Origin of the sequence: Acinetobacter lwoffii, from assembly GCF_052078135.1 — a bacterium.
Taxonomy (GTDB): domain Bacteria; phylum Pseudomonadota; class Gammaproteobacteria; order Pseudomonadales; family Moraxellaceae; genus Acinetobacter; species Acinetobacter lwoffii_Z.
Genome location: NZ_JBQGUZ010000013.1, coordinates 24,010 through 45,992 on the forward strand (window position 1 = coordinate 24,010; position 21,983 = coordinate 45,992).

Consider the following 21,983-nt stretch of genomic DNA (forward strand, 5'->3'; position numbering starts at 1 on the left):
TCGTTGTAAATCTTGAAAAATTGAAAGGTAAACTTATGAAAAATACTCAAAATGAAAAACCAGCGATTGAAGAACGTTATATTGTTCTAGGTATTGATGATGGACATGGCGGTACAAAGCTTTATGCTGGTCTAGATCAAGATGGAAATGAAATCAAACTGACTATTCCTAGTATTGCTTATTCAGGAAAAGTCCTCACTGGCGAAGAGGATTCTACTGACTATTATGTGGTTAAAGTTAATGAAAACTTTTATACAGTTGGTAAGAAGATCAATAGTAGTGTTCCTCTGGATACCAGAACAGACGAATACCCGACATCTGAATATAACAAGGCACTAATACACCAGGCAATTAAGGCCTATATTGACCATATCGGAACATATGATGGTAGAGCGTTTGCAATCGCTACTTCACTTCCTGTTAGTCGCTATTACACACCTGAAAAAACCAAAAACATGCCACTTATTGATATGAAAACTAATTTTCTACTCAATGGTGATGTTTGCTTCAACTTAAAAGATCATAAAGCTGGTAAACCGCTTAATATCATTAAAAGACATATTGTTAAATGTGAAGCTCAAACAGCTTATTTTAATGAGATTATTGATGTACACGGAAACGGTTCAGAAGATAGTGATCTTTTAATAAGTTCTGAATGTGCTGTAATCGATATTGGCGGTAAAACCACTGATATTGTAGTCACATTAGATGGAGGAAACATGCTTGATGGCCATCGTTCTACATCACGTAACCTTGGTATTCTTACCATCTATGAACGAATCACTAGCTTAATTCTTGAATCTGGCTATAAAACAGTTAACGCTAACTGGCTAGATTTCGCACTAAAATCTGGAACTTATGGTATAGGATCTCAAGCCAAAGATATTACAGGTTTAATTCAGCAAGCTAAAAACGAATTCATGATCGAATTAAATAACTTTATCTCTAAACAGATCGGTGGAGGCGATGATTTAGCATTAGTATTATTTTGTGGAGGCGGTGCAGCTTTTCTTGAAAAAGAGATTAAAGAAAAGTACGACTTACCGAACGTAAGAATCGCTGAATCACCAGAGTACGCAAATGCTAAAGGTTTATATAAGTTAGCTAAATACATGTATAAAATGTACGCAGAAATCAAATGACAGATTCAAACTACATACAACTATCCTATCAATTAATTCACTTAACAAGAGAAGATCTTGATGTGATTAGTAGTGTTAATAGAAATCTACCAGGTCTAGACTTAAACGCTTTTAGTTTAAGTCTGCTGTATTTAGGATTTATCTTTTGTACTGACAAGCAGAAGATTTTTCTAAATGCGCCAGTGCAAAATGAAATAGACGAGACGTTTGCACAGCCTGTACGAATGAAAATAGATAAAAATGCAAATCAAAAACTATTTAATTCAATTAAAAAACATCCTCAAGGAAAGCTTCGTAGAAATTACATAACTGCTGTTTTACATGCTGGTATAGCGGTTCTAATTGAGCTTTCATACCTTTATAAGTTGTATGAAGTTAATGAGGATATGGCAAGCCTATATTCTGTCAATTCTTTCCTATTAAGGTTTGGCTTAAGTACTTGTGTTGAAACATACACCAAGTTTAATACTGCTTACTATGTGTACGATATTGAATATCTTGAAAAAAAGTATCTTGATCATATATCCATACAAATACCAGAAAGTAGTAAGGAGCAAATTGAACAATCACCTAAAAAGCCCGTAACTAATTCTATCAAGAGCAAGGAGGTTCCTGTTCAAAAAGCAGTTAAGATAAAGGAAGCTAAACATACTGAACATAAAAACATTCAGGACCACTCCCCTACCGTTGAAACATCTCAAAATACCGAAACGTCCGAAATTAACAATGCTAAACCAAGTCAAAACGTATCTGAATCAAAACCAGTAACCAATCCAAGTAGTTCGGATTGGCTTAACCAGACTTTTAATCCAGATCTATTATAAAAAAAACCGGCAATGCCGGTTTTTTTCATTCAAAGTTTTGAAACTTCAATCATTCAAGCTCTTAAAAAACTCTTCAATTTTTCTAGCTTTCTCTTCTGTAATATCTGCATCCAAGGCTACTCGCAACTTAAGTACACTCTTACCTTTGGTACCACATTCAGAACTCATAGAACCAAATTTAACGCCCTTATCTGTCTTAAAATCGAATTTAATCTTACTCGGTTGTTCTTCAGTAGTAGCTTCTTCAGTTTTTTCAGGCTTAGTCGCCTTATTTGCTTTTTCTTCTTCACTCAAAATAGCTATAAATCCTTTATGACGCTTGCCCGTGGATTTAAATTCTTCAACGTATTTATCCCATTCTGGTCTTAACAAGTCGAAAATTGCTTTTTCGGTTTTAGTTTCTAAAGCTTTATTTATTGCGGTATTCACTTCTTGAGCAATATATCCAGAAATTAGCTCAGGATCTTCGTTCAAAGAGTCCAAAATGAACTCAGGTAAGTCTAGAATATATTTGAGACGGAAATACTTCGACTTATCAATCGCAAATTTTTCAGTAACAAATTCATAACTTTCAAAAGGATAACCAAACTCTTCACATAATTGCTTGATTTTTAATATGCTTTCAAAATCTGAAAGATTTTGTCTAGCAGTATTATCCAATAAAGCTGTTATAGCAGCTTTATCATCATTCATAGATGTTTTAACTAAAGCAGTAATTCTCTTGAGCTTTAAAATCTCTTTAATTGCTCTAAAACGTCTCTCACCAGCAATTAACTCGTAACGATTACCCTTCTGTCGAACTGTAATCGGGTTAATTTGTCCATTAGTTTCTATATCAGCAGCCAAAATTGGCAACTTCTCATATACACGTTTATTCATGATACGTGGTTGATAAGGTGATGGATCAATTAAATCAATGTCGATTGATTCTAAATGAGATCCGCTAACAATATTTTTTGTTTCTCGCTTAGCTAGTGGGTTAAGACTCCCCTCTTCTATAGTTGGAGTCACTGTATTTTCTTTTACATCAGTAACTTGAGCATCACCCCCTGTTGCATTAGCAACAGATGTTTTTTTCATGCTTTTTACTTTATCTTTAAAGTTCATATCAGCACCTTATAATTTTTTGTATTCAGAAACCATTAGATCTACAAGTTGATTAATTGCTTGTTTTGCTGGTGTTTCTTTTCCAGCATCCAGATCAAATACGGAACACTTAACATATGATGCTTGACTAAAAACCGTAGCATTTGGAATACAGATTAATTCCTTATTTACCAGTTTTTCTTGCAATTTTGGTTGAGCATATTCATTGCGAATATCTTCAGCCAAGGTAAGATCCACTGTATTACGCTTGTTATAAAAGTTTAGTACTGGCGATAGAATTTTTAAATCTGGATTGCTTGTCTCTAAGTCATCCATAGAGTTAAGTATATCTTCCAAACCCTGAATACTGTATTCACCCTGTAATGGAATTAATAAACTGTTTGATGCTAACAAAGCATTAAAAGTTAGAGTTTCCATTCGCGGTGGACAATCTAACAAAATAAAGTCGAAATCCCCTTTTATCTTTCTTAATACACTTCTAATAATTTCATTAGGAACTGGACTAGAACGCTGAATATTGATTTCAACATCACGAATGTTATTAGCACAAGCAATCAAAGACACATTTTCAAAGTTGGTTTTATCTGGACCTTGTATAACATCGTGAATGTTAATTGTTTTATAGTTTTCAAAAATATCTTTTAGAGTGCCATCTATATCGTTAATATCTGGAACATTTGAAATATGTTTTGTTGCATTACGTTGGCTATCTAAGTCGATTACTAAAACCGTATAACCTAATTTTCCAAGCTTAGCAGCACAATTCACCGTAGATGTTGTTTTGCCCACACCACCTTTAAAGTGGATGCTTGTACAAATATAAGTTTTTCCTGAGTTCTTTTCCATTTTTCAATCACCTTTCAAGTAAAGTCAAACAATACAATATTTGAAAAATATTTAAAATACTTTTTCACTTTATTTTTAATATATTTCAACTTTTTCAATCTATATGCCTAACATGTGTCCATATCTTATGTGTTTTTCATTATCAGACTGATAACAGCTTTAGATTCCTTGGCGTGGTTTTTTTCATTATCAGACTGATAACAGCTTTAGATTCCTTGGCGTGGTTTTTTCATTATCAGACTGATAACAGCTTTAGATTCCTTGGCGTGGTTTTTTCATTATCAGACTGATAACAGCTTTAGATTCCTTGGCGTGGTTTTTTCATTATCAGACTGATAACAGCTTTAGATTCCTTGGCGTGGTTTTTTTCATTATCAGACTGATAACAGCTTTAGATTCCTTGGCGTGGATTTTTTCATTATCAGACTGATAACAGCTTTAGATCCCTTGGCGTGGTTTTTTCATTATCAGACTGATAACAGCTTTAGATTCCTTGGCGTGGTTTTTTCATTATCAGACTGATAACAGCTTTAGATTCCTTGTCGTGGATTTTTTCATTATCAGACTGATAACAGCTTTAGATTCCTTGGCGTGGTTTTTTTCATTATCAGACTGATAACAGCTTTAGATCCCTTGGCGTGGTTTTTTCATTATCAGGCTGATAACGGTTTTTCGATTCTAAATCTTTGATTTATTCATTATCAGACTGATAAAAAGGGAGTTGCCAAGAAGAGGGGAGGGCTTACTACTACTTACAGTTAAATAAATGGGTAGACGTTGTGAAATGCACAACTGAAAATGATCTATATTAGCTGAGTAGGGGAGTGCCCTATTCAATAAAAAGACTACCAACAATATTTATAGAGAAATTTATTATATAGGCGGTTAATCCACTTAAATGTCTAGTAGGGGAGGGCTTCTTATTCATTCTTTTTAGTATTTGACCAAGAATACTGGCTTAGTGTTGAGATTGACCTGATTTAAGCTTTAAAAGGTATTAAGTGCCACTTTAGTCAAGAGCTTAAAACCAGACTTAAAATCCTTAAAAGGTTTAAGGGGAATTAGATTAAAACCAATATTAACTATATAATACCCAACAACACACATATTAATAGGCTATAAAATGGCAGATCCAAAAGATAAGCTTGTACATGAGAATCATATTTATATATTTACTGTTGTTATGGTTTTAGTGGCTTTTTTGGCTGTATGGTTTGCTTATAAACCTCAAATTGTAGGGTTTTTAGTATACACAAAAGGCATTTTAATTATTCCTCTATGGTGGATACATAGCATATTCAAAGCTATCGGGCTTAACTACGTGCCTTTACTAAGTGAGTTGGTGTATTCAACAGAACACCTATGTAAACCAACAAACAATTGGCTTCCATTATTTTGTCAAAATAAGTTTAGCGAAGTCACTATTTTTCAAATTTCAAAAGCCAGTCAAGCATGGAATTTATTAATATTTTTGCTGGCAACACCTTGGATAAAGAAAGCTTATGACCGCTTCAACAGCGAGCATCCAGCACGGGGCTTTATCAAAAGCATGAACCTAGAAGAGTTCATAGAGGAACAAATTCCAAACCAAAGACACTTACAGGTTTTTGGTCCATTAGACTTGTCAAAATATGATACGAACAATGGTCATTTTAAAGCGCTAGATTCAACTTATGAGTTTGCAAATAGGCATGAATTAATTACAGGAACTAAAGAGCGCCTTGTGAACATTACAATCAACGGAGTAACGAAAGAATATAATGATAAAAGTGAAACAGTACCTATCATAGATGAAGAGAAGTTTTTAAATGTCTTACGTGAACAACTAGGGGATCTTTGGATAACCCTTGATAATTCAAAAGAAACATCACCCGATGAATTATCGTATTTATCCGATGTTGATACAATTTTGCTAGCTTTGTATTTACCAGTAGCATGTGCGACCGATGAATCTATGGATGATGAAGAGTTCCGTAAAATCAAAAAAGATTCAACAACATTAATTAATTACTATTGGGATATTTGCACAAAAAATATACCTAACAACCCATTGTTTGCAATTGAAAATCAGTATGTTGAGGGCGATCGTAAGCTTGTAGGGTTTAATTTTGATTTCCTTAGAAAAAGAATTCACAAATACATTAAACATCCCGTTGCTACTAAGATTTTTAAAAACCATGCATATGTAAGAACTATTTTGTGTGAGGTTGTATTAACAGCAAGACAACTAGGTGTAATGCCACCAACAGATATACGCTGGTTAAAACTATACAATCGAACTGCATACGCATTCATACAGAATATTGGTAGACCGTCTTTGTTTAGTGAGGGTTTAGGTCCAATCTCGCATTATCTAATTGAGGTGAAATTAGGGAAGCCATTAGAAGAGCCAGACTTTAACATTGGCCTTGTTGGTTTTGAATACGAATTATTGAGTTTTGCCATGACTGAAGCTAGACAAAAAGCTGCTGAAGATGTGAACAGTATTATTCGAGTAGTAGAGTTTACGGACAAGGAATTAAACAACGGATCTTATAACTCTAAAAACAATGATAAAGATGATTTTAAGTATAGTGACGATCATGTTTTTGATATGGTGAGCGTAGAAATACCACAGGATGAAATACAAAAAAATAAGCAAAAAGGGTTTTAGTCTTAAACTTATAAGTTATAATTGACCGGTATTAAAACACCGGTCTTTTTTATTTAACTATTTTTTTAAAACCATATTTTAACTATACTGCTAAAACATGGCTTAAAAGGTAATACTCTAAAATGCTTTTAAATAATTTCACTAAAATAGTAGCAAGTTGCGCTATTAGTATTATTACAATCTCTACTTACGCTGCACCATCTCAGGACCTTACTTCTAAGATGCAAAAAATGGGCAAAGTAAAAGAAGTTAAACCCTTTAGTGGAGGTTTAACTTCTTGGATTCTTGAGGCACCTAATGGGAAAAATGCGGTGTTTTTTACAACATCCGATGAAAAAGTCATCTTACATGGTACAGCTTGGGATTCTGCTACTAAAAAAAATATATCTGAGCCTCTTAAATTAACTGCAAAAAAAATGAATACACCAGCACAACAACCAACAGCTTCCGTTGGGAATTTGGCCAGTGCATACAATCATCCAGTCTTTAAAGCTGTAAAAACGCTTTCAGGGTTTAAAGAGGGGAAAGCGAATGATAACAACACTGTATACATCATTTACGATCCACGCTGTAAATATTGTCACGAAACATTCAACCTTTCTCGCTCATACGTTAAAAGCGGTGCAACTATTAAATGGATTCCAGCTTTAGTTCTAAACCAAAGTGAAAACGGAAAACAATTAGCAGCTGGAATTCTTCGTAAACCATCTGAAGATACTATTAATAAAACCTTTAATGGAACAGATGAAGAAATTAACTCAATTAAAGTGATTCCTACACCACAGGAACTTGCTGAGTTGGATAAACACTTAGGCGCTCTTCAATCTATCTTCTTCTATCACGAAGATATTGTTGCAATGCCAAAAGAAGATCGTGAACAGCGAGAAGCAATTCGTAGCGCTGGACAAAAGCCACAGCCACTAACTGCTGGTGTACCAGTTGCTATCTTTGTAAATAAAAAGACTGGAAAAGTTGAAGCTCGTAGAGGAACTTCAGAAACAGCCACTCTTGACTATATTTTCAAATAAGAGGGAATTGAGATGAACAAAACTCAATTGAAAGCTTTCCAATCGATTGTCGGAAACTTTTCACCTTATTTCTCTAAGATAAACAATGAGTCTATGTTTTTAGATTCTGACCTTTCTGGAGATACGGATAGAAATCGCCAGGTGAGCATCTTCAATATAGATGCAAAGGCCACGGATTTACTATTAACGATCAAAGGATTTGATCAGGTCGAGAATAATTTGTTTAGAGGACAAGTTTTCTTAAAGTCTGACGAAAACACAGAAATTCTTATTAGTGAGCCATGCTATTACTTAAACAAAAGCAAGGTTCGTTTCAGTACATATGAACTTCAGAGCTACATAAAGGAAGTTTGGCATCAAGCTCTAAATGAATATAAGGCTGATGTTACAGACAGCCCTATACGTTCTAATGAAGAAAAATACAGCTTATCTTTAGCAGATAGATTCTCTAGTTTTAAAACGTCTTGGCCAGCTATGGGCATTGTAGCTGCAGTAGTTGTTTTTGCTGGAGGCGGTTACTTTTTAGGTTCAGGTACTAATGCGAAAAATGCATCTTCAGAAACAAGTTCGCAACAACTAAGCACATCTGATAACCCTGAACTTGACGGTAAAGCCTTGGCTCTTAAAAACATGGGGTTAGATCCTAACTCAATGGCTTTTGATAACTCATGCTTTCAAGAAAAATAAGGTGAATTATCTATGAGAGCTAGACGAATAGAAAACCTTGAAGCATTACAGCTAAAGGCCTCAGAAATAGCACAAATAACCGTTAAAGAGTTGGAAGCACGACACTATTTAGTTTGGTGGTTGAGCTCATATGACCGAAACATGAAACGTGGCTATAACAATGAAACCATTTGCTTAAGCACCTATCAGGTGAATGAGTTTTGTTTTTCATATGCAATCACAAGCGAAGTTGAAAAGTTTTATTTACTAATACAACCCGAAAATTGGTTTTTAAATGATTTAACTTTCGAGTCTGCTTCTATAGATGAAAAAGGCTTAGTTTTAAATTTAGCTGAAGTAAATGATCAGTTATTCAAGCTGTATATATCGCGAATGCAAATCAGATTTAATCTTGATGAAATTCATGCTGAACGTTTAACACACGCAAAGAAATATGCAAAAGAACTGGTCTTTATTCAATACAACCCACAGAAAAATCAGGTCATGGATGTAGGTGTTTCTATCAATTTAGAAAACAACACAATCACTCGAAAATCATCAAATCAAACGGCAAAAAATAAGCGCTTGAAAGGGGCATTCTAATGAAGAAATCAAACTATTTTAAGGTAATTGGTGCAATAGCAGTTTCAACAGTTGTTTCACTTGCTTATGCTGGCTTTACTGAAATTAATAGTTCTGGAGACATTGTATCTAAAGACAGTGCAAATGCTTTACGCACCAGTTTTTCAACACCAAATCAAAATATACCAGCGCCATTACGCACATATTCACTATGGGATAAGATCTCAGAGACAACCAAATATAATGGCACAGTACAACCAAAGCCAACACCTGTTGCAATTGAGAGTACATCTTCTCAAGCACAAAATATTCAAAGCAAAAGCAATATTAATGTGGCTAACATAGAGAGCCAACAGGAAATCAAAAGATTACAGGCAGCACTAAAAGAGAAAGAAACTGAGAATAACAAGCTCAAATATTCAAACCTTGAGATGCAAGTGCAAGTAGTTGAACTAAAAAGCGATATAAACGAACTGAAGCAACAAGTTAACTTTTTAGCAAGCCAGATGCAAATTGTTGAAAGCGATGTGCTTGTAATGAAAAACAAAAAACCAAGTTCTTTTTTAGCACGAAATTAAGCAATGGTTGTGAAGAAAATTACTCAAAAACCTACCAGTGAACAGCAACGAGCAATTGATAAAGCAACACGACTAAAAACCAGTTTTAAATTGATTGCTTTTGCTGGTACTGGTAAGACTACGACATTGATCCATTGTAGTAGTGCTTTGCAACAACTAGGTAAGCTTGGACTATATCTATCATTTAATAAAAAGATGGCAGATGAAGCTAATCAAAAATTCGCTGAATATGGGCTGAATTCAGTCACATGTTCTACATTCCATTCTCTAGCTTACAGAAATATACCTGGTTGGCTGAAAAATAAGATTAACAAGCCTACGTTACTTCCTAAAGATATTGTTCAAAAGTTTAAGCTTGAAAACATTCGATTTCAGTACAACGGGAAAAACCGACAACTCACCGATCTAACATTAGCGCTGATTATCCTTAATACATTACGTTATTTTTGTATGACAGTGGATCAGACTGTTACCAATGATCATGCTTACATAGCTTTAAAAGAACAAACATCAATTAAGCGCAATGACGTTCTTGAAGATAAAATCACTTCAATTGCGAAAATGATCTGGAATGATGTAGTTGATCCAAACGGTGATTATGGTATTACACACGATTACTATCTCAAGTGGTGGGTACTGCAAAAACCACAACTTGATTTTGATTACGTGATGGTAGATGAAAGCCAAGATAGTGACCAATTAATACTAGACGTACTCAAACGTCAAAAAGCAAAAGTTATTTTTGTTGGAGATCCATACCAAAGCATATATGGCTTTAGGGGTGCGAAAGATATTTTACAGAACCTAGATCTTGAAGCATTGTACTTAGAACAGTCGTTTCGGTTTGGTAATGCAGTTGCAGATATAGCTAATCTACTTCTCAATAAACTTTTTGGTGAAACCAGACAGTTAAAAGGTTTACCAAGTAAAACGTCAAAAGTTACCACTTTCAGTACATCAAGTTATGCACCATCTTCATTGAACGCGATTATTTGTAGAACAAATGCTACGGCTTTTGAATACTTTTTTAAGTTTCATGGCTACCTTAATGGCGAAAAGAAAATACGTCTTGAGGTTGATGGAAAGCGCAGTAAAGATATTTTCAGTGGGATTTTTCAACTGAGAGCAAATAAACGGCCAACGTGTAAAGAGCTTCAAAACTTTTCTTCCTACCAAGAGCTTGTGGACCATATACAAGTGTTTGGAGAAGTGGAGGGGGCAACTACAGAATTAAAAACCTTTCTGGATCTAACAAACCAATACTCATGGCAAGTGATTGAGTGGGCGTTAGAAAATAGTATGGCTGATGATGAAACTGACCCAAAAAACACTTTGGTCATTAGCACATCACACAAGAGTAAAGGTTTAGAGTGGGATAATGTCCTAATCGCAAAAGGCTTTAACTATAAAATTCTCGATAAAAAGCTAATGATTTCTGCAGATGAAAAACGGCTGTTGTATGTGACCGTAACACGAGCCAAAAACATATTATTTACAGATGGCATTAATGATTTATTGGAACACTTAAATTCAAAAAATACGGAGATTTCAAATGCCTAATCAAGTTGAAGTTCTGCAAAATAGAGTGTTTCAGGCATGTCACAATGCTAGTTATATTCGCGGAGAGTTTCATCACGAACCGTATATCATGGAGCTTGTTAAGAAAAAGGGCTCACAGGTCGCAGATATAATCACACCACTTCTTGAAATGTTTCATCTAATTGAAAAGGAAACAAAGTCAATCTTTAGTTTCACGGAAGATTTTAATTTCAAGCAACGCCATTTTGAACCAGGTGTTTATCTCAAAACTAAAGAGATATTAAATGGTGTAGAAACGTTCGATGGCCTGGCTATCGTTGATATTCCTTCAGGATCTTTTAGAAGCATTGTCATAGATTCAGGCGGTGGAATTGCTTCAAGTAAACATACAATTGAGCAGTTTAAGGAATTAAAGGGGAGATATTTAATTCCATTTTATTTTGATGGAATATATGTGCACCCTCACTGTTATACATATTTTTTCATCGAAAATGATATTAAGAGGGTGATGCCCCTTGAGGCTTATGATTCAAGCAAAGTAGGAAATGAGCAAAACATGGGCTTGCATTGGGTAGAAGAAGCAATTGAATACGGTAATCTTCACTTTGGGTTTGAAGTTGAAACACCAGATACCGAAACAATTATAGAAAAAGTCTAAAACCAAACGACAAAAAAGGGCATCTTATAGATGCCCTTTTTATGTTTTGAAATTAATAAGAAAGGTCGATTGCCACTTGTGCTAAAGATGTAAAAGCAGAGGATTCACACATAAAAGATTGACGAATAAAAAACGATGGATTGTATGAGCTCACCATAGTTTGACTATCACAGTTTTGGCTAAATTTAATATGTTGTGTATTGATTGCTTGCCAAGCTGCAGCATTCTTTTGACTTTCCGCACGAACGTCTTTGATGAAACGTGTTAATGATTGGTTGTATGGTGTATTGCACTTAAGTTCTGGTGAACCGTACTCAGAATCACGCGCTTCATTATAATTAAACACGCATTTTTGATACTCAGCTTGTACCTTGTTATAAGCTTGAATAGCTTCAGCTTTGGTCTTATAACCAGCGTTGGCAGATGACGTAATAATGGTAGCAGCACATAACAAAGCTAAACTTAAAAACTTTTTCATAACCTGATCCTTTATTACTTCATTAATGCCGGAATAAACATTGCCCAACCTAATTTATTGGTCGCTTTACATTGCATGCTTAGTGTTTTGTACTTTGCAGTCTGGCCAGCGTATAACTGATCGCAGTTAGCAAGTAACTGAGTAAAGTTTCGATTGTGATCAGCTAGAACACGCGGAGCTTCTTCATTATTAATATATTTAGAAGCAAGGCTACCAAGCTGACTTGCGCGGTTATAAACATTTGTATAGCAATTTAGGTGTTTTGCATCAAATGGATCGTTAGAAACCGCAGCACATTTAACGTTTACTAAGCGCAGTTTTTCAAGTTCAGCACGAATAGAGTCTGAGCTAGTATTAGCACTAGCATTAAAAGATGCACATGCTAAAAGGCTAAAACCCAATAAAGACAAAAATCTGTTTTTCATAATATTTCCTTTAATTGCTCTATTAAGGGTATTCAGAATAGTAAGGGCATAAACGCATAACAATACCTTCAAATGTAACGGCTTCAGCTAAAGTCACAACACCATCTCGAGGGTTTCTATCGAGGTTTCTGTTCGCATTATATTCACGACTAGGGCTTTTATATGGTCCACCTAAAACTAGAGCATAAAACCCAGCTATTGTTTTATTATTATAGTCGCTTTTACGTTGTCGTGCTTTTACTGCAAGATATAAATCTAATAATTCGACTTGTTGTTGAGCACTCAGTGTAGTGATTTGCTTAGGGTTTGATTTAATTGAAGCTGGTATTCCTCTCGCTGTTAAATCTGAAGCATTAATATCTGTTATACCAATTTTAGTCCATTGACTTAAACCATATGCACCAGCGTTGTTGTCAATTTTAAGATTAAAACCGGCAGATTCAAAACCAAGAATAGCTGCAACGTCATTAGGGTTATAACCATGTTTTAAAGAAACACGTTTAATACCATCTTTAACCGCACCAAAAGCACCTGGTATACCCCAACCACATTTACGATCTGGAGTACCTTGTCCACCTTTTAAGATTTGTGCATCTGAATAAACTTGCCCGTTTCCACCTTCCTCAAAAAGCTGTTTCATTTCAACTACTGCTACTTCAGGAATAACAGTTGGTTGTTCAGCTTTCGTATAAAGTTCATCTACACGGCCAGAATAGCGTTGAGTTTCTGACGCTGTATAAGCTGCCAAAAGAGCCTCTAAGCGTTCATTTTGTTTATGGATCTCTTTAGTCAAATAGTTTTGTGCATTGATAATGTTTAGCTTTTCAATCAAAAGCCCCATCATCGACATAGTTGCTAATTCATTAAACCATTTAGAGTTGCCATAACGTCCAGTACCAATGTTTTCAATTAATTCTGCTGGCGTAGAATTAAGTGCACCAATATCAAAACCCACATCATCAGCCGTACCACCAAAAATAGTTCTAGGCGGTGCATATTGAGCAACATCATTTGCATAAATGGTACCGCTTGCAGCTGCTTCAGGTGAGATAGTACCGTCAGCAATCATTTGAGCGACTTGCACTTGTGCAGATCCATAAGCATCCATCGAAACATCGCCACTAAATGCAAGTGCTGGAAGCTTTTTGCCTTGTTTTACTGCAATGCCATCTACCGATGAAGAAACGGGGAGGGTGATTCCTGTTGATGATGAATATAAGGCATTCCATTGAGTCCTAATGGTGTTACCCAAGTACGGTGTGTATTTGTTTTCTAATGCTTGTCCTTGTGGCGAGACACTAATCACAACGTCTTGAGGTAAATATGGCGTAGGATCTGTTAACTTATATTCAGAACTACCCACATATGGCGCAGATCCTTTAACGCGTTGCAGAAGTGCAATGGATGGATTTTTAAAAACTTGATCTAAGTTTTTATTCAGCCAAACATCTAGCCCACGTTTTGCCTTTACACCATATTCAATGTGCAAATGCACGGCACATGAACCACAGCCTTTATTTGACATGTGTGCGATGTTTTGACCAGCTTGAATACGTTGACCAGGGTAAGCGTTATATTTTTTTTGATACGATGGATCAGTATGGCGATACATGATTCGATCGCCAGTATCCATCTGCATAATTAGTGGGTTAGTGGTTGATTGGTTGCTTGCACCAGATGAACGTGTGTCATAAGAGACAATAGAACCTGAACCAATTGCTTTAAGTGTAAGGTCATTAGGATTCGCACGACTAATATCAATACCGTTATGACTACCAGCAGCGCCCCCTCGCAAACGAAATTCACCAAAACGACCAGCACTACGGCGCCCATCATTCGGCATGATCGAATATTTATGGAAAATCATTTTTTGAGCGTTGTTAGGAACTTTTGCCGTATTAGCATTTGTAGCGGTTACGTTTTCAGAAATAGGATCGGCGTTAGCGGTATAAATAAAAGCCGAACAAGTCACTAAAATTGCGACTTTAATGCCACAGCTCAAGGGCTTTAATTGAAATGAGGGTTTAAATTTCATAAGTGAATCGCCAGGCTTAAAGGAAGTTCTTAAAATAAATTAACTTCTTATTAAATGTCCCTAATAGCTAAGTGGACGGATTAAGTATATACGATTAAATACTTATTTTATACTTTAAAAAAAGTTTTTAGGTTTTGTTTTAAGATAGTATATACATATAGTGTTAATCTTATTGATAGGTTTAAGAATAAGGTTACATGGTTTTAATATTTTAATTTAATAAAAGTAGTGAGGTATCTAAATATGTTAAATCACGCACACGTTTTAAGCGCTACTTTAGACCAAGCGATTGACCGTGCTTCAATGGGATTAGACTTTTTAATCCAAAACAAAGTACACATGAAGAATGAAAATGCCTTGTTAGCTCACATTGAAATGCTAGAAAACAGAATCAAAGGTATTACAAATCAGTACAACGAATTGGTTGCTGAAGCGAACGCACACATTGATGACGTTACAAGCAAGCACAATGAGCTGGCGAACAAGTACAACAATGTTTGCGCCCAAATGAAAGCAAAAGACATCGAGCTTAATAACAAGCAAATTGAGTTAGAAGAAGAGCGTATCAACAACTTTGACTTACTTGTGCAAAACCGTTCATATAACAATTTGAACCGTGCTTACAGTCATGCAGTTGGTCAGCTAGAGAAAGATCAACAGCAACTTGTTAATATCGGCGTTCGTAGATTTATTTTTAACTCTACAAACAAAAACAACATTCAGAAAATCAACTTTTAATTATGAATATTTTGATAAAAAAAATGGTGCTTATAAAGCACCATTTTTTATTGTCTAGATTTTAAGGTTTACCTTTAAACTTAGACAGAGTTGAACTTAAACCTGAACGCACACGATTAGTCATAGTGCTACGGCCAGAAATATTAGATTTCTTGGTTGCACTAGAACTAGCACCAAAACGTGCATTAGGAGTCGAACCAGTACCATACGTATAGCTAGTACCACTTGCAACATTCACACTACCGAAAGTAGAACCAGTCTTAGATGCTGATGCTTTAGCTACACCACGATTAAACGTAGAAGCTGTTTTTCCGTAAGCATTTGCACCATATAGACCACCACCAGTAGTAGGCGTATTATTTGTACCACTTACACTTGTAGCACCCATACCGAATGTAGATTGACCTTGGCTTGGGGTAGGTGATGTTGGTTTAGCACCAAGACCAGTTCTACCACCCGTACCACCAGTGACACCACTTGGAGTAATACCACCTGTACCACCAGTTGCAGCGCCAAAAGAAGCGGATCTAGCTGGCATGTTTACAGGGCTATATGCAGTCGTACTACCAGTACCGCCTAATGTATTACCACCTGTACCACCATTGCCACCACCACCACCTTTCGGATTATTTGGACCACCCTTACCACCATCAGGACGTCTACCAGGCGGTAAAGGACGGCGAGATGCTGGAGATGGACCAGACAACGTACTTGCAGCGCCACCAAACTTTTGAATAGCTTCTTTTGAGTTTGTTTCACCCCACTGACCGCCATTCAATCCAGAACCAATCCATTGTTGTACTTGGTCAGCAACACTAAATACCAACCCGTAAATCAGGTAGATCGCTGAAGTCATCAAGAATAGATATAAGAAGAACTTCCAGATAAACGTAATCAGCTCAGTAAAGATAACTGTAAACGTATTAGATGAATAAGCGATGCTCATTGCACCTTGGTAGCTAAAGAACATATCAGTAAGCGTAACAAGAGCTGGCCCGATAATAATTTCAGCCATCCAGAAACCAACAATGATAAATATTGGTCGCATGAACAACGTTAATACCGTGACATAACCTTGTGTTTGGCTACCGACAAAAGTACGCTCAGGGATCATGTGCATTAGCGCCCATAAAGGCAAACCACACACAGCGTATAGGATATGGATGATCCAACCTACACAAGCTAGACCAAAGAAGATCATTGGCATATATGGAATAACAACCGCCATCCACACACCAAGAATCGTCAAATACGTTACTAGCTGACCAAGGATAGGAGCAAAGATATTTTCAACGGCATATTCTAAAGCGTTGGTGCCTTCTTCAGTTACGCCCTTAAGCCCTGGTACCCATTGAACAAGAGCAGAACCAGAACGAGCAGTAAGCACGACTAATTTCATGCCGACAACAGTACCTTGAGCCACAGCTTTATAGACTAAGATTGCTTCACCAGTATCTTGAATATTACGGATAACATTCGTATTGCGGTGCAATGTAGTAGGGCTGATATTTGAGCTTGACGAATTATTATTTAATAATTCCGCATCGCCTTTTTCACCGACCAATACACCCATTACCAATGATTTAGTAATGTTTGTTGCCCAAGCAGAACCATATGCCGAAAACTTTTGATCGATGTTGGATACTTTGTTTGAGTCACCACCATCGGTAGACATTGATATTAAGTTGGTAGAGTCGGCAATATCGCCGTTTGCCACCCAATTATTGTTGGATGTAATGCTACCAACAGCATTATCCATTGCAACATAAACGGTGTTATAAATTGCTTCACCTTTTGAGTTGCTCATGATTGCTGAATTCAGTGTAGGAGGGCTGAACGTCCACAAAGGTTCAGTAATATACTTCTCAACAATAGCGCGATATTGACCTACTTTAATACGAGCTTCAGGCGTCATCATCCAACCGCGCTGATTTAGCGTATTAACAACAGTTTGAACCGCAGTATAGCCATTTTCAGAAGTCAGAACATTATTCGTTACGGTATGACTCTTATTCACATAATTATCAACTAGCGCATTGAAAGCATCCATAGCAGCTTTACTAATCGGGAATGTTCCTTCCTGTTCAGTGGCATTAGGGCTTACTTGATATGCGATATACCACTTTTCTAAATCGATAAAGAATTGACGATATAGATTGTTCTTTTCTTGTTGTAACTTAGCTTGAACATTTGCCAAAGCAACGTTGATCTTGTTTTGATCTGATTGGCGAAGTTTATAAACAGGAATGTCCATTAACTCAGCATTAACCGCAGCTGGATTAACAACGTTCATTGAAGCACCGCCACAGATCGGCTCTTTTTTGCCCCCAACTTCTAAACGGCTGTCAGCGTAAGCGAAGTTATAAGTAACAGATGTCCAGTTACTTGCAGTTTTAGCGGTTTTATCAATGTAGTTTTGCTTTTTCTCTACTGCAGTCATGCTAACACCAGGATTAGCATTCGCCCCATAAGCACCATCACTAAAATAGCGCCCGAATGCTGGCGGTAGAGTATAAAACTCTTGGTTTAGAACGTTAATACAATGCAACTGGCGAAGCATAACAGGCGCATTTTTCCTAAATCCAAAGATGTCACGCTGATGATCGTGCGTATCTGACAAACTAGCCGAAGCCATTAAGGATTCGCCTAACGTTCTATTATTAATTGTATTGGATACATTATTTGACCATAGCACCATACCTAGCACGACTACTTGAATGAAACAGTAGCCGGACGCCGTAGGTAAAAGTAAAATAATCGAATATAATATTCGGGAAAACATCGTAGTGACTTTTGAATCTTTCCCGAAAGCTTCACCGTCCTGGGCGCTTTTCAAAAGTGCTGTTAAACCAATACCGATCGCAAAAACCAAAACCAACGACATTGCCACACTAGCTACACCGCCTAATAATATATTAGTGAGTAAACCTGATGATGGTACTGTCGAGGCTGGTCCAGACGCATTGATAAACGCATTGATGAAGTCGTGTCCAAAGATAGATGAGAGAAGAGTAACGGCTTGGTCGCCATCACAATTCGGATTTGTCGATTGACAAAATAAACTCATAGCTAACTCACCGTTTTTCTTAATGCTTCTTATACATCGCTTACTTAAGACGACTAAAAGCAAAGTGTTATAAATTACAAGTTAGACGTTTAACTAAAAGGCTTAATACCTTTTAACCAAAGAATCATTAAAACCATTTTATTACAAATAACAATGGTTTTTAAATTAGCAATAATGTACCACAAAACTGTTATTGGTATATACAGAAAGTTTAAACATGACTTGCTAATTGTTTTAATGATTTAGTTTAAATACAAGAGACTATTATGGATAAAGCAAAGTTTACATCTCACTTAATTTTACTGTCGGAAATTAAGAAATCTGTATCTAAAGATATGGGGAAAGATATAACTGTTTTAGAGTTATCCTACATACTCAACCAAAGCATAAATCCTTTAATGGCAATAACTTATAAAGAAAAACTAGATAAAATAAATACTTTTGAATTAGATCCTATTGAAGTTCTCAAAAAACGGAAGAACCTAAAAATATTAAAAGTATTAAACCTCATGCTTACGTTAAATCTAGACAAAACCATTAAAAAAGACGATATAGAAAGTTACAACGAGTATAAAGACAAGTTTTTAGAGAACATCGCAACAATAGGTTTAGACAGATTAGAGCAAGAAGCGTTAAAGGTACAAATTGAAAATTTATTGAAGTATAATTGGGTATCTTAATACATCTCTTAATTTTAAGATTCTGACTTTAATAAAGGGTTTAAGCCAAATGGAAAACATACAGAACGAAGAAGATATACTTCAAGACGCGACCAGAGCCGTTTTTAATTGTGGCACTAGTTTTAGTGAAGCTAAAGTAGTTTCCCTTACTGACGAGTTTAACCCACAACCTACACTACAAACACAACGAACCAACCTAAAATATATCTACGACAATAAACTACCGAATGAAATTGGACGTCAATTAGCGCAAGAACCAGAATACCAAGAAGAAACACGTTCATTACTTGTTGGTCACTTTAAAGAAATGGCTCTAGAAGATTTAATTGAGCAGCAAGATTACCAAAACCGCTACAAACAAACAGATCCAGAATTGGACCAAGACAATGAATCTGAAAACAATATGGATAATGAATACACATCACGCCCACCAGAGCCTAGACCTTGGTAAGCCTAACCATTAAAAAGAAAATGCCCGAATGATGGGCATTTTTTATATCTACGTAATATCTAGCTTCAAAAGTTCAGATGGATCTATGCGCTGACGGAATGAACATGCGAGTTCTTTTACAATTTGATTTTGATATTGTTTGCGGTCGAATGTGTCAAAAGCTGAAACCTCAATTTCAGGATCAGTGATTGCATTTAGAAGATCCTTGGTAGCATTGAGTGATGCGGTAGGACAAACATAGATAAGGTTAAGCACTGAAGTACGAAGCAAAATATCTAATAAGTGATATTTGGGCGGTTCCAGTTCCTTATCTACATTAGAAAAGTAGTTCACAAGATAAATGTCATTTGATAAATGCAGATTGATATTGTCAATGAGATCTTTGGTAACACCGTCAAGAATGCCATTCACCTTCAACAAAAGTTCAGGGTTTTCAATGTCTTTAATTTTTTGCGTATCGACACGTTCATTAAATAAGTTGTTTAGATTTCTCAAAAACTTTGGTTGTGGCGCCGTAGTTTCAAAATACATCTGATTTTTAATACGGTTCTTCATGTAAGTTTGGATAATCTTAGCTTCAGAAGAAAGAAACTCAATCTTAAACGTGTCGTATGACACTAGATCAATAAATACTTGCTGGCCAGCACCCGACTTAATATCAAACCAGTTCATAAAAATACTGGCTTTGAGTGATTTCAATTGTTTAAGAATAGCCGTCTTCTCAAAATCATTCATATTGAAGTAGCTACTTGAAAAAGTATCGAGATAAAACTTCCATTTATCTTGCACTATATTCCACGCTTGATTAATAGAAATGATTGGAGCATCTATAATTTCATCTTTGATGAATTTTGACAGCTCATATAATTCATTTAAACGTGCTTGGTAGTTGAAGTCTTGAGTAATCACATTCTTTTCTGATGTTGTGGACTCAGAATCCTCAAGATCCGCACCAACCAATAAATAAGCATCGGTTACTTTTGGTGTTTCCTTATTTGACGGTGCTGGTACTGGAGCACTAGAAAGTTCAGTGGAAAAAGTTTCATCATCTTCCGCTGGCGTATACGGCGGTGTAGTCTCTTCATTAGGAGAACGTGCGTCTGTACGTTCAGCAAAAAAGTAAAACAATTCTTCTTGCGGTGCAACTTTAAACGGCGTCACATTATTATTGATGATTGCTTTTACAATATGGTTTGCCAGTTTAAGCGTGTAGGATAGGGCATGTATATAAAGCTCTAATGTTGCAAAGTTACTGGTATCAACTTCATTAGCACCAAACCAAGATAGGTTACGCAGTTCAAGCCAGCTCGTGAAAGAATCGTGAGAGCTATTAAAACTTAGATCTACGGTCTTGGACAAATAGATAAAAACGCAAAACAAAAACCTATTTTTGTACTCATACTTAAATACATCAGAATCGGTCCAGATCTTATTCTCAATGAGAGCAAGAATGTAATTTAAAAGCTCATGGTGTTTAATCGAATCGATTAAGTTGTCTGGTAATACTTTTAGTTGATTAAGGTGTGGTTTTACAGGTGCATCATTGGATGGTTTAAGGAAGTGGTAGAACAAGTTAAATGTTTGCGTATCATCTATATCAATTACAGGTTCATAATCATCTTCATCTACGTTATTTAGATCCTGTTGAATATCGACTATTTGCCCGGTGTGACCTTCTGAACGGTCAATCTGGCAGATACTAAAAAGAACAGGCAAAACCCCGACAATATTACGGTTGTCAATTGTTTGATAGTGGGTATCAAAAAATATCGTATCAGCTAAAAACGTACCTTTATGATAGTTGAGAAAGAAGAATAGTACGTTATTTAAAGAACGGTGATTTTCACCAGAAGAGGTGTTAGAAGTAGCGTTAAAGTCATCGAAAAAAACTAAATTTGTATCCATTTAAAAATACTTTAAACCACACCCTTAAACTATTACTAATAAGCATATAAGTTTTAAGAGAGGGTTTAAAGTTAATTTTAAATATATTTAATGGAGTTTAAGACATCGGGCTTTGTAAGCGCTCTACATTTGATGAAAGGTCAGAAACATCTTGCTCTAAAGTCATTGCCTGGTCTATCGCACGTTTCATTAAATATTCTTGATTAATTTCTTTAGGCTCTTTACGAGTAGCATTCTTTTGTTCTTCTTCTAATTTGAAACGTTCAAAAGCGAAAATAGAACGAATAATACATAAGCTATCTTCAAGTAGGTCTGAATGCACTTTAGGAAAAATTAGATCAGGATCTAAATCAGATGCGACTTGGTTAAACAGCATAAATTGATCGCGATGTTCGATAAGAAATTCATCATATGTACCGAACTCAGATTCGATCATATCTGGACAATTTGCGAGAGTAGAGACTTTCGTATCTTGTGATAACAGAATTGAATCACCTGATGGCGCAACTAAAGCATGAATAGGTTGTTCTGCAATAGGAGCCAACAACACTACAGTAAATGGGCGTGTTTGGTTTTTCATG

Annotated in this window: 20 protein-coding genes; 12 read left to right on the forward strand and 8 right to left on the reverse strand. The window is 35.9% G+C overall.

The window, feature by feature from the left end; all coding sequences use genetic code 11:
- The first annotated feature begins 35 nt into the window (after positions 1-35).
- Entirely contained in the window at positions 36-1,142 is a 1,107-nt protein-coding gene (locus ACTL4S_RS09975; protein ID WP_024160787.1) for a ParM/StbA family protein, read from the forward strand.
- Entirely contained in the window at positions 1,139-1,966 is an 828-nt protein-coding gene (locus ACTL4S_RS09980) for a hypothetical protein (protein ID WP_044110986.1), read from the forward strand. The genes ACTL4S_RS09975 and ACTL4S_RS09980 overlap by 4 nt, the downstream gene beginning before the upstream one ends.
- 45 nt (positions 1,967-2,011) lie before the next feature.
- Here ACTL4S_RS09980 and ACTL4S_RS09985 read toward each other — a convergent pair whose 3' ends face one another.
- Positions 2,012-3,073, reverse strand: a complete 1,062-nt coding sequence (locus ACTL4S_RS09985; protein ID WP_441299292.1) for a ParB/RepB/Spo0J family partition protein — start codon at positions 3,071-3,073, stop codon at positions 2,012-2,014.
- 9 nt (positions 3,074-3,082) lie between these two features.
- On the reverse strand, positions 3,083-3,919 hold the full coding sequence (locus tag ACTL4S_RS09990) for a ParA family protein (protein ID WP_005028640.1): 837 nt from the start codon (positions 3,917-3,919) through the stop codon (positions 3,083-3,085).
- A 1,123-nt stretch (positions 3,920-5,042) separates the two neighbouring features.
- Here ACTL4S_RS09990 and ACTL4S_RS09995 point away from each other — a divergent pair.
- The 7 genes from ACTL4S_RS09995 (at position 5,043) to ACTL4S_RS10025 (ending at position 11,623) form a co-directional block, all read left to right on the forward strand.
- Entirely contained in the window at positions 5,043-6,572 is a 1,530-nt protein-coding gene (locus ACTL4S_RS09995) for a secretion/conjugation apparatus DotM-related subunit (RefSeq protein WP_024160802.1), read from the forward strand.
- Between the two features lie 122 nt (positions 6,573-6,694).
- A complete protein-coding gene (locus ACTL4S_RS10000) occupies positions 6,695-7,600 on the forward strand; it encodes a hypothetical protein (protein ID WP_044110992.1) in 906 nt (301 codons plus the stop codon).
- 12 nt (positions 7,601-7,612) lie between these two features.
- Positions 7,613-8,287: a hypothetical protein gene (locus ACTL4S_RS10005; RefSeq protein ID WP_044110994.1), complete on the forward strand. Its 675-nt coding sequence runs from the start codon at positions 7,613-7,615 to the stop codon at positions 8,285-8,287.
- A gap of 12 nt (positions 8,288-8,299) precedes the next feature.
- Entirely contained in the window at positions 8,300-8,869 is a 570-nt protein-coding gene (locus ACTL4S_RS10010; RefSeq protein ID WP_441299293.1) for a hypothetical protein, read from the forward strand.
- Positions 8,869-9,426, forward strand: a complete 558-nt coding sequence (locus tag ACTL4S_RS10015; RefSeq protein ID WP_005028652.1) for a hypothetical protein — start codon at positions 8,869-8,871, stop codon at positions 9,424-9,426. Before ACTL4S_RS10010 ends, ACTL4S_RS10015 begins: the two co-directional genes overlap by 1 nt.
- Before the next feature lie 3 nt (positions 9,427-9,429).
- Positions 9,430-10,986 (forward strand): UvrD-helicase domain-containing protein, encoded by a 1,557-nt coding sequence (locus tag ACTL4S_RS10020; protein ID WP_005028656.1) that lies wholly within the window; start codon positions 9,430-9,432, stop codon positions 10,984-10,986.
- The gene (locus tag ACTL4S_RS10025) at positions 10,979-11,623 is read left to right on the forward strand and encodes a hypothetical protein (RefSeq protein WP_005028658.1); all 645 of its coding nucleotides are present in this window, start codon (positions 10,979-10,981) and stop codon (positions 11,621-11,623) included. Before ACTL4S_RS10020 ends, ACTL4S_RS10025 begins: the two co-directional genes overlap by 8 nt.
- A 52-nt stretch (positions 11,624-11,675) precedes the next feature.
- Here ACTL4S_RS10025 and ACTL4S_RS10030 read toward each other — a convergent pair whose 3' ends face one another.
- From ACTL4S_RS10030 to ACTL4S_RS10040, 3 genes are read right to left on the reverse strand one after another with little or no spacing between them, the layout of a single operon-like run.
- Positions 11,676-12,101 carry a hypothetical protein gene (locus ACTL4S_RS10030; protein ID WP_005028662.1) on the reverse strand — a complete coding sequence of 142 codons (426 nt, stop codon included), beginning with the start codon at positions 12,099-12,101 and terminating at the stop codon, positions 11,676-11,678.
- 14 nt (positions 12,102-12,115) lie between these two features.
- Positions 12,116-12,526 (reverse strand): hypothetical protein, encoded by a 411-nt coding sequence (locus ACTL4S_RS10035; RefSeq protein WP_005005820.1) that lies wholly within the window; start codon positions 12,524-12,526, stop codon positions 12,116-12,118.
- Positions 12,527-12,548: 22 nt separating this feature from the next.
- Positions 12,549-14,561, reverse strand: coding sequence for a M23 family metallopeptidase (locus tag ACTL4S_RS10040; protein ID WP_441299294.1), 2,013 nt, complete (start codon positions 14,559-14,561; stop codon positions 12,549-12,551).
- Positions 14,562-14,804: 243 nt separating this feature from the next.
- Here ACTL4S_RS10040 and ACTL4S_RS10045 point away from each other — a divergent pair, with 243 nt between their 5' ends.
- Positions 14,805-15,299: a spectrin repeat-containing protein gene (locus ACTL4S_RS10045; protein WP_098733064.1), complete on the forward strand. Its 495-nt coding sequence runs from the start codon at positions 14,805-14,807 to the stop codon at positions 15,297-15,299.
- Between the two features lie 61 nt (positions 15,300-15,360).
- Here ACTL4S_RS10045 and ACTL4S_RS10050 read toward each other — a convergent pair whose 3' ends face one another.
- A complete protein-coding gene (locus tag ACTL4S_RS10050) occupies positions 15,361-18,366 on the reverse strand; it encodes a DotA/TraY family protein (RefSeq protein ID WP_279957463.1) in 3,006 nt (1,001 codons plus the stop codon).
- A gap of 266 nt (positions 18,367-18,632) precedes the next feature.
- Between ACTL4S_RS10050 and ACTL4S_RS10055 the strand changes: the two genes are divergently transcribed.
- Both ACTL4S_RS10055 and ACTL4S_RS10060 read left to right on the forward strand, forming a co-directional pair.
- Positions 18,633-19,046, forward strand: a complete 414-nt coding sequence (locus tag ACTL4S_RS10055; protein ID WP_005028668.1) for a hypothetical protein — start codon at positions 18,633-18,635, stop codon at positions 19,044-19,046.
- 49 nt (positions 19,047-19,095) lie between these two features.
- Positions 19,096-19,497 (forward strand): hypothetical protein, encoded by a 402-nt coding sequence (locus tag ACTL4S_RS10060; RefSeq protein WP_005028669.1) that lies wholly within the window; start codon positions 19,096-19,098, stop codon positions 19,495-19,497.
- A gap of 48 nt (positions 19,498-19,545) precedes the next feature.
- Here ACTL4S_RS10060 and ACTL4S_RS10065 read toward each other — a convergent pair whose 3' ends face one another.
- The gene (locus ACTL4S_RS10065; RefSeq protein ID WP_077170152.1) at positions 19,546-21,402 is read right to left on the reverse strand and encodes a phosphohexomutase domain-containing protein; all 1,857 of its coding nucleotides are present in this window, start codon (positions 21,400-21,402) and stop codon (positions 19,546-19,548) included.
- A gap of 97 nt (positions 21,403-21,499) precedes the next feature.
- The gene (locus ACTL4S_RS10070; RefSeq protein WP_005028671.1) at positions 21,500-21,982 is read right to left on the reverse strand and encodes a hypothetical protein; all 483 of its coding nucleotides are present in this window, start codon (positions 21,980-21,982) and stop codon (positions 21,500-21,502) included.
- Position 21,983 lies beyond the last annotated feature (1 nt).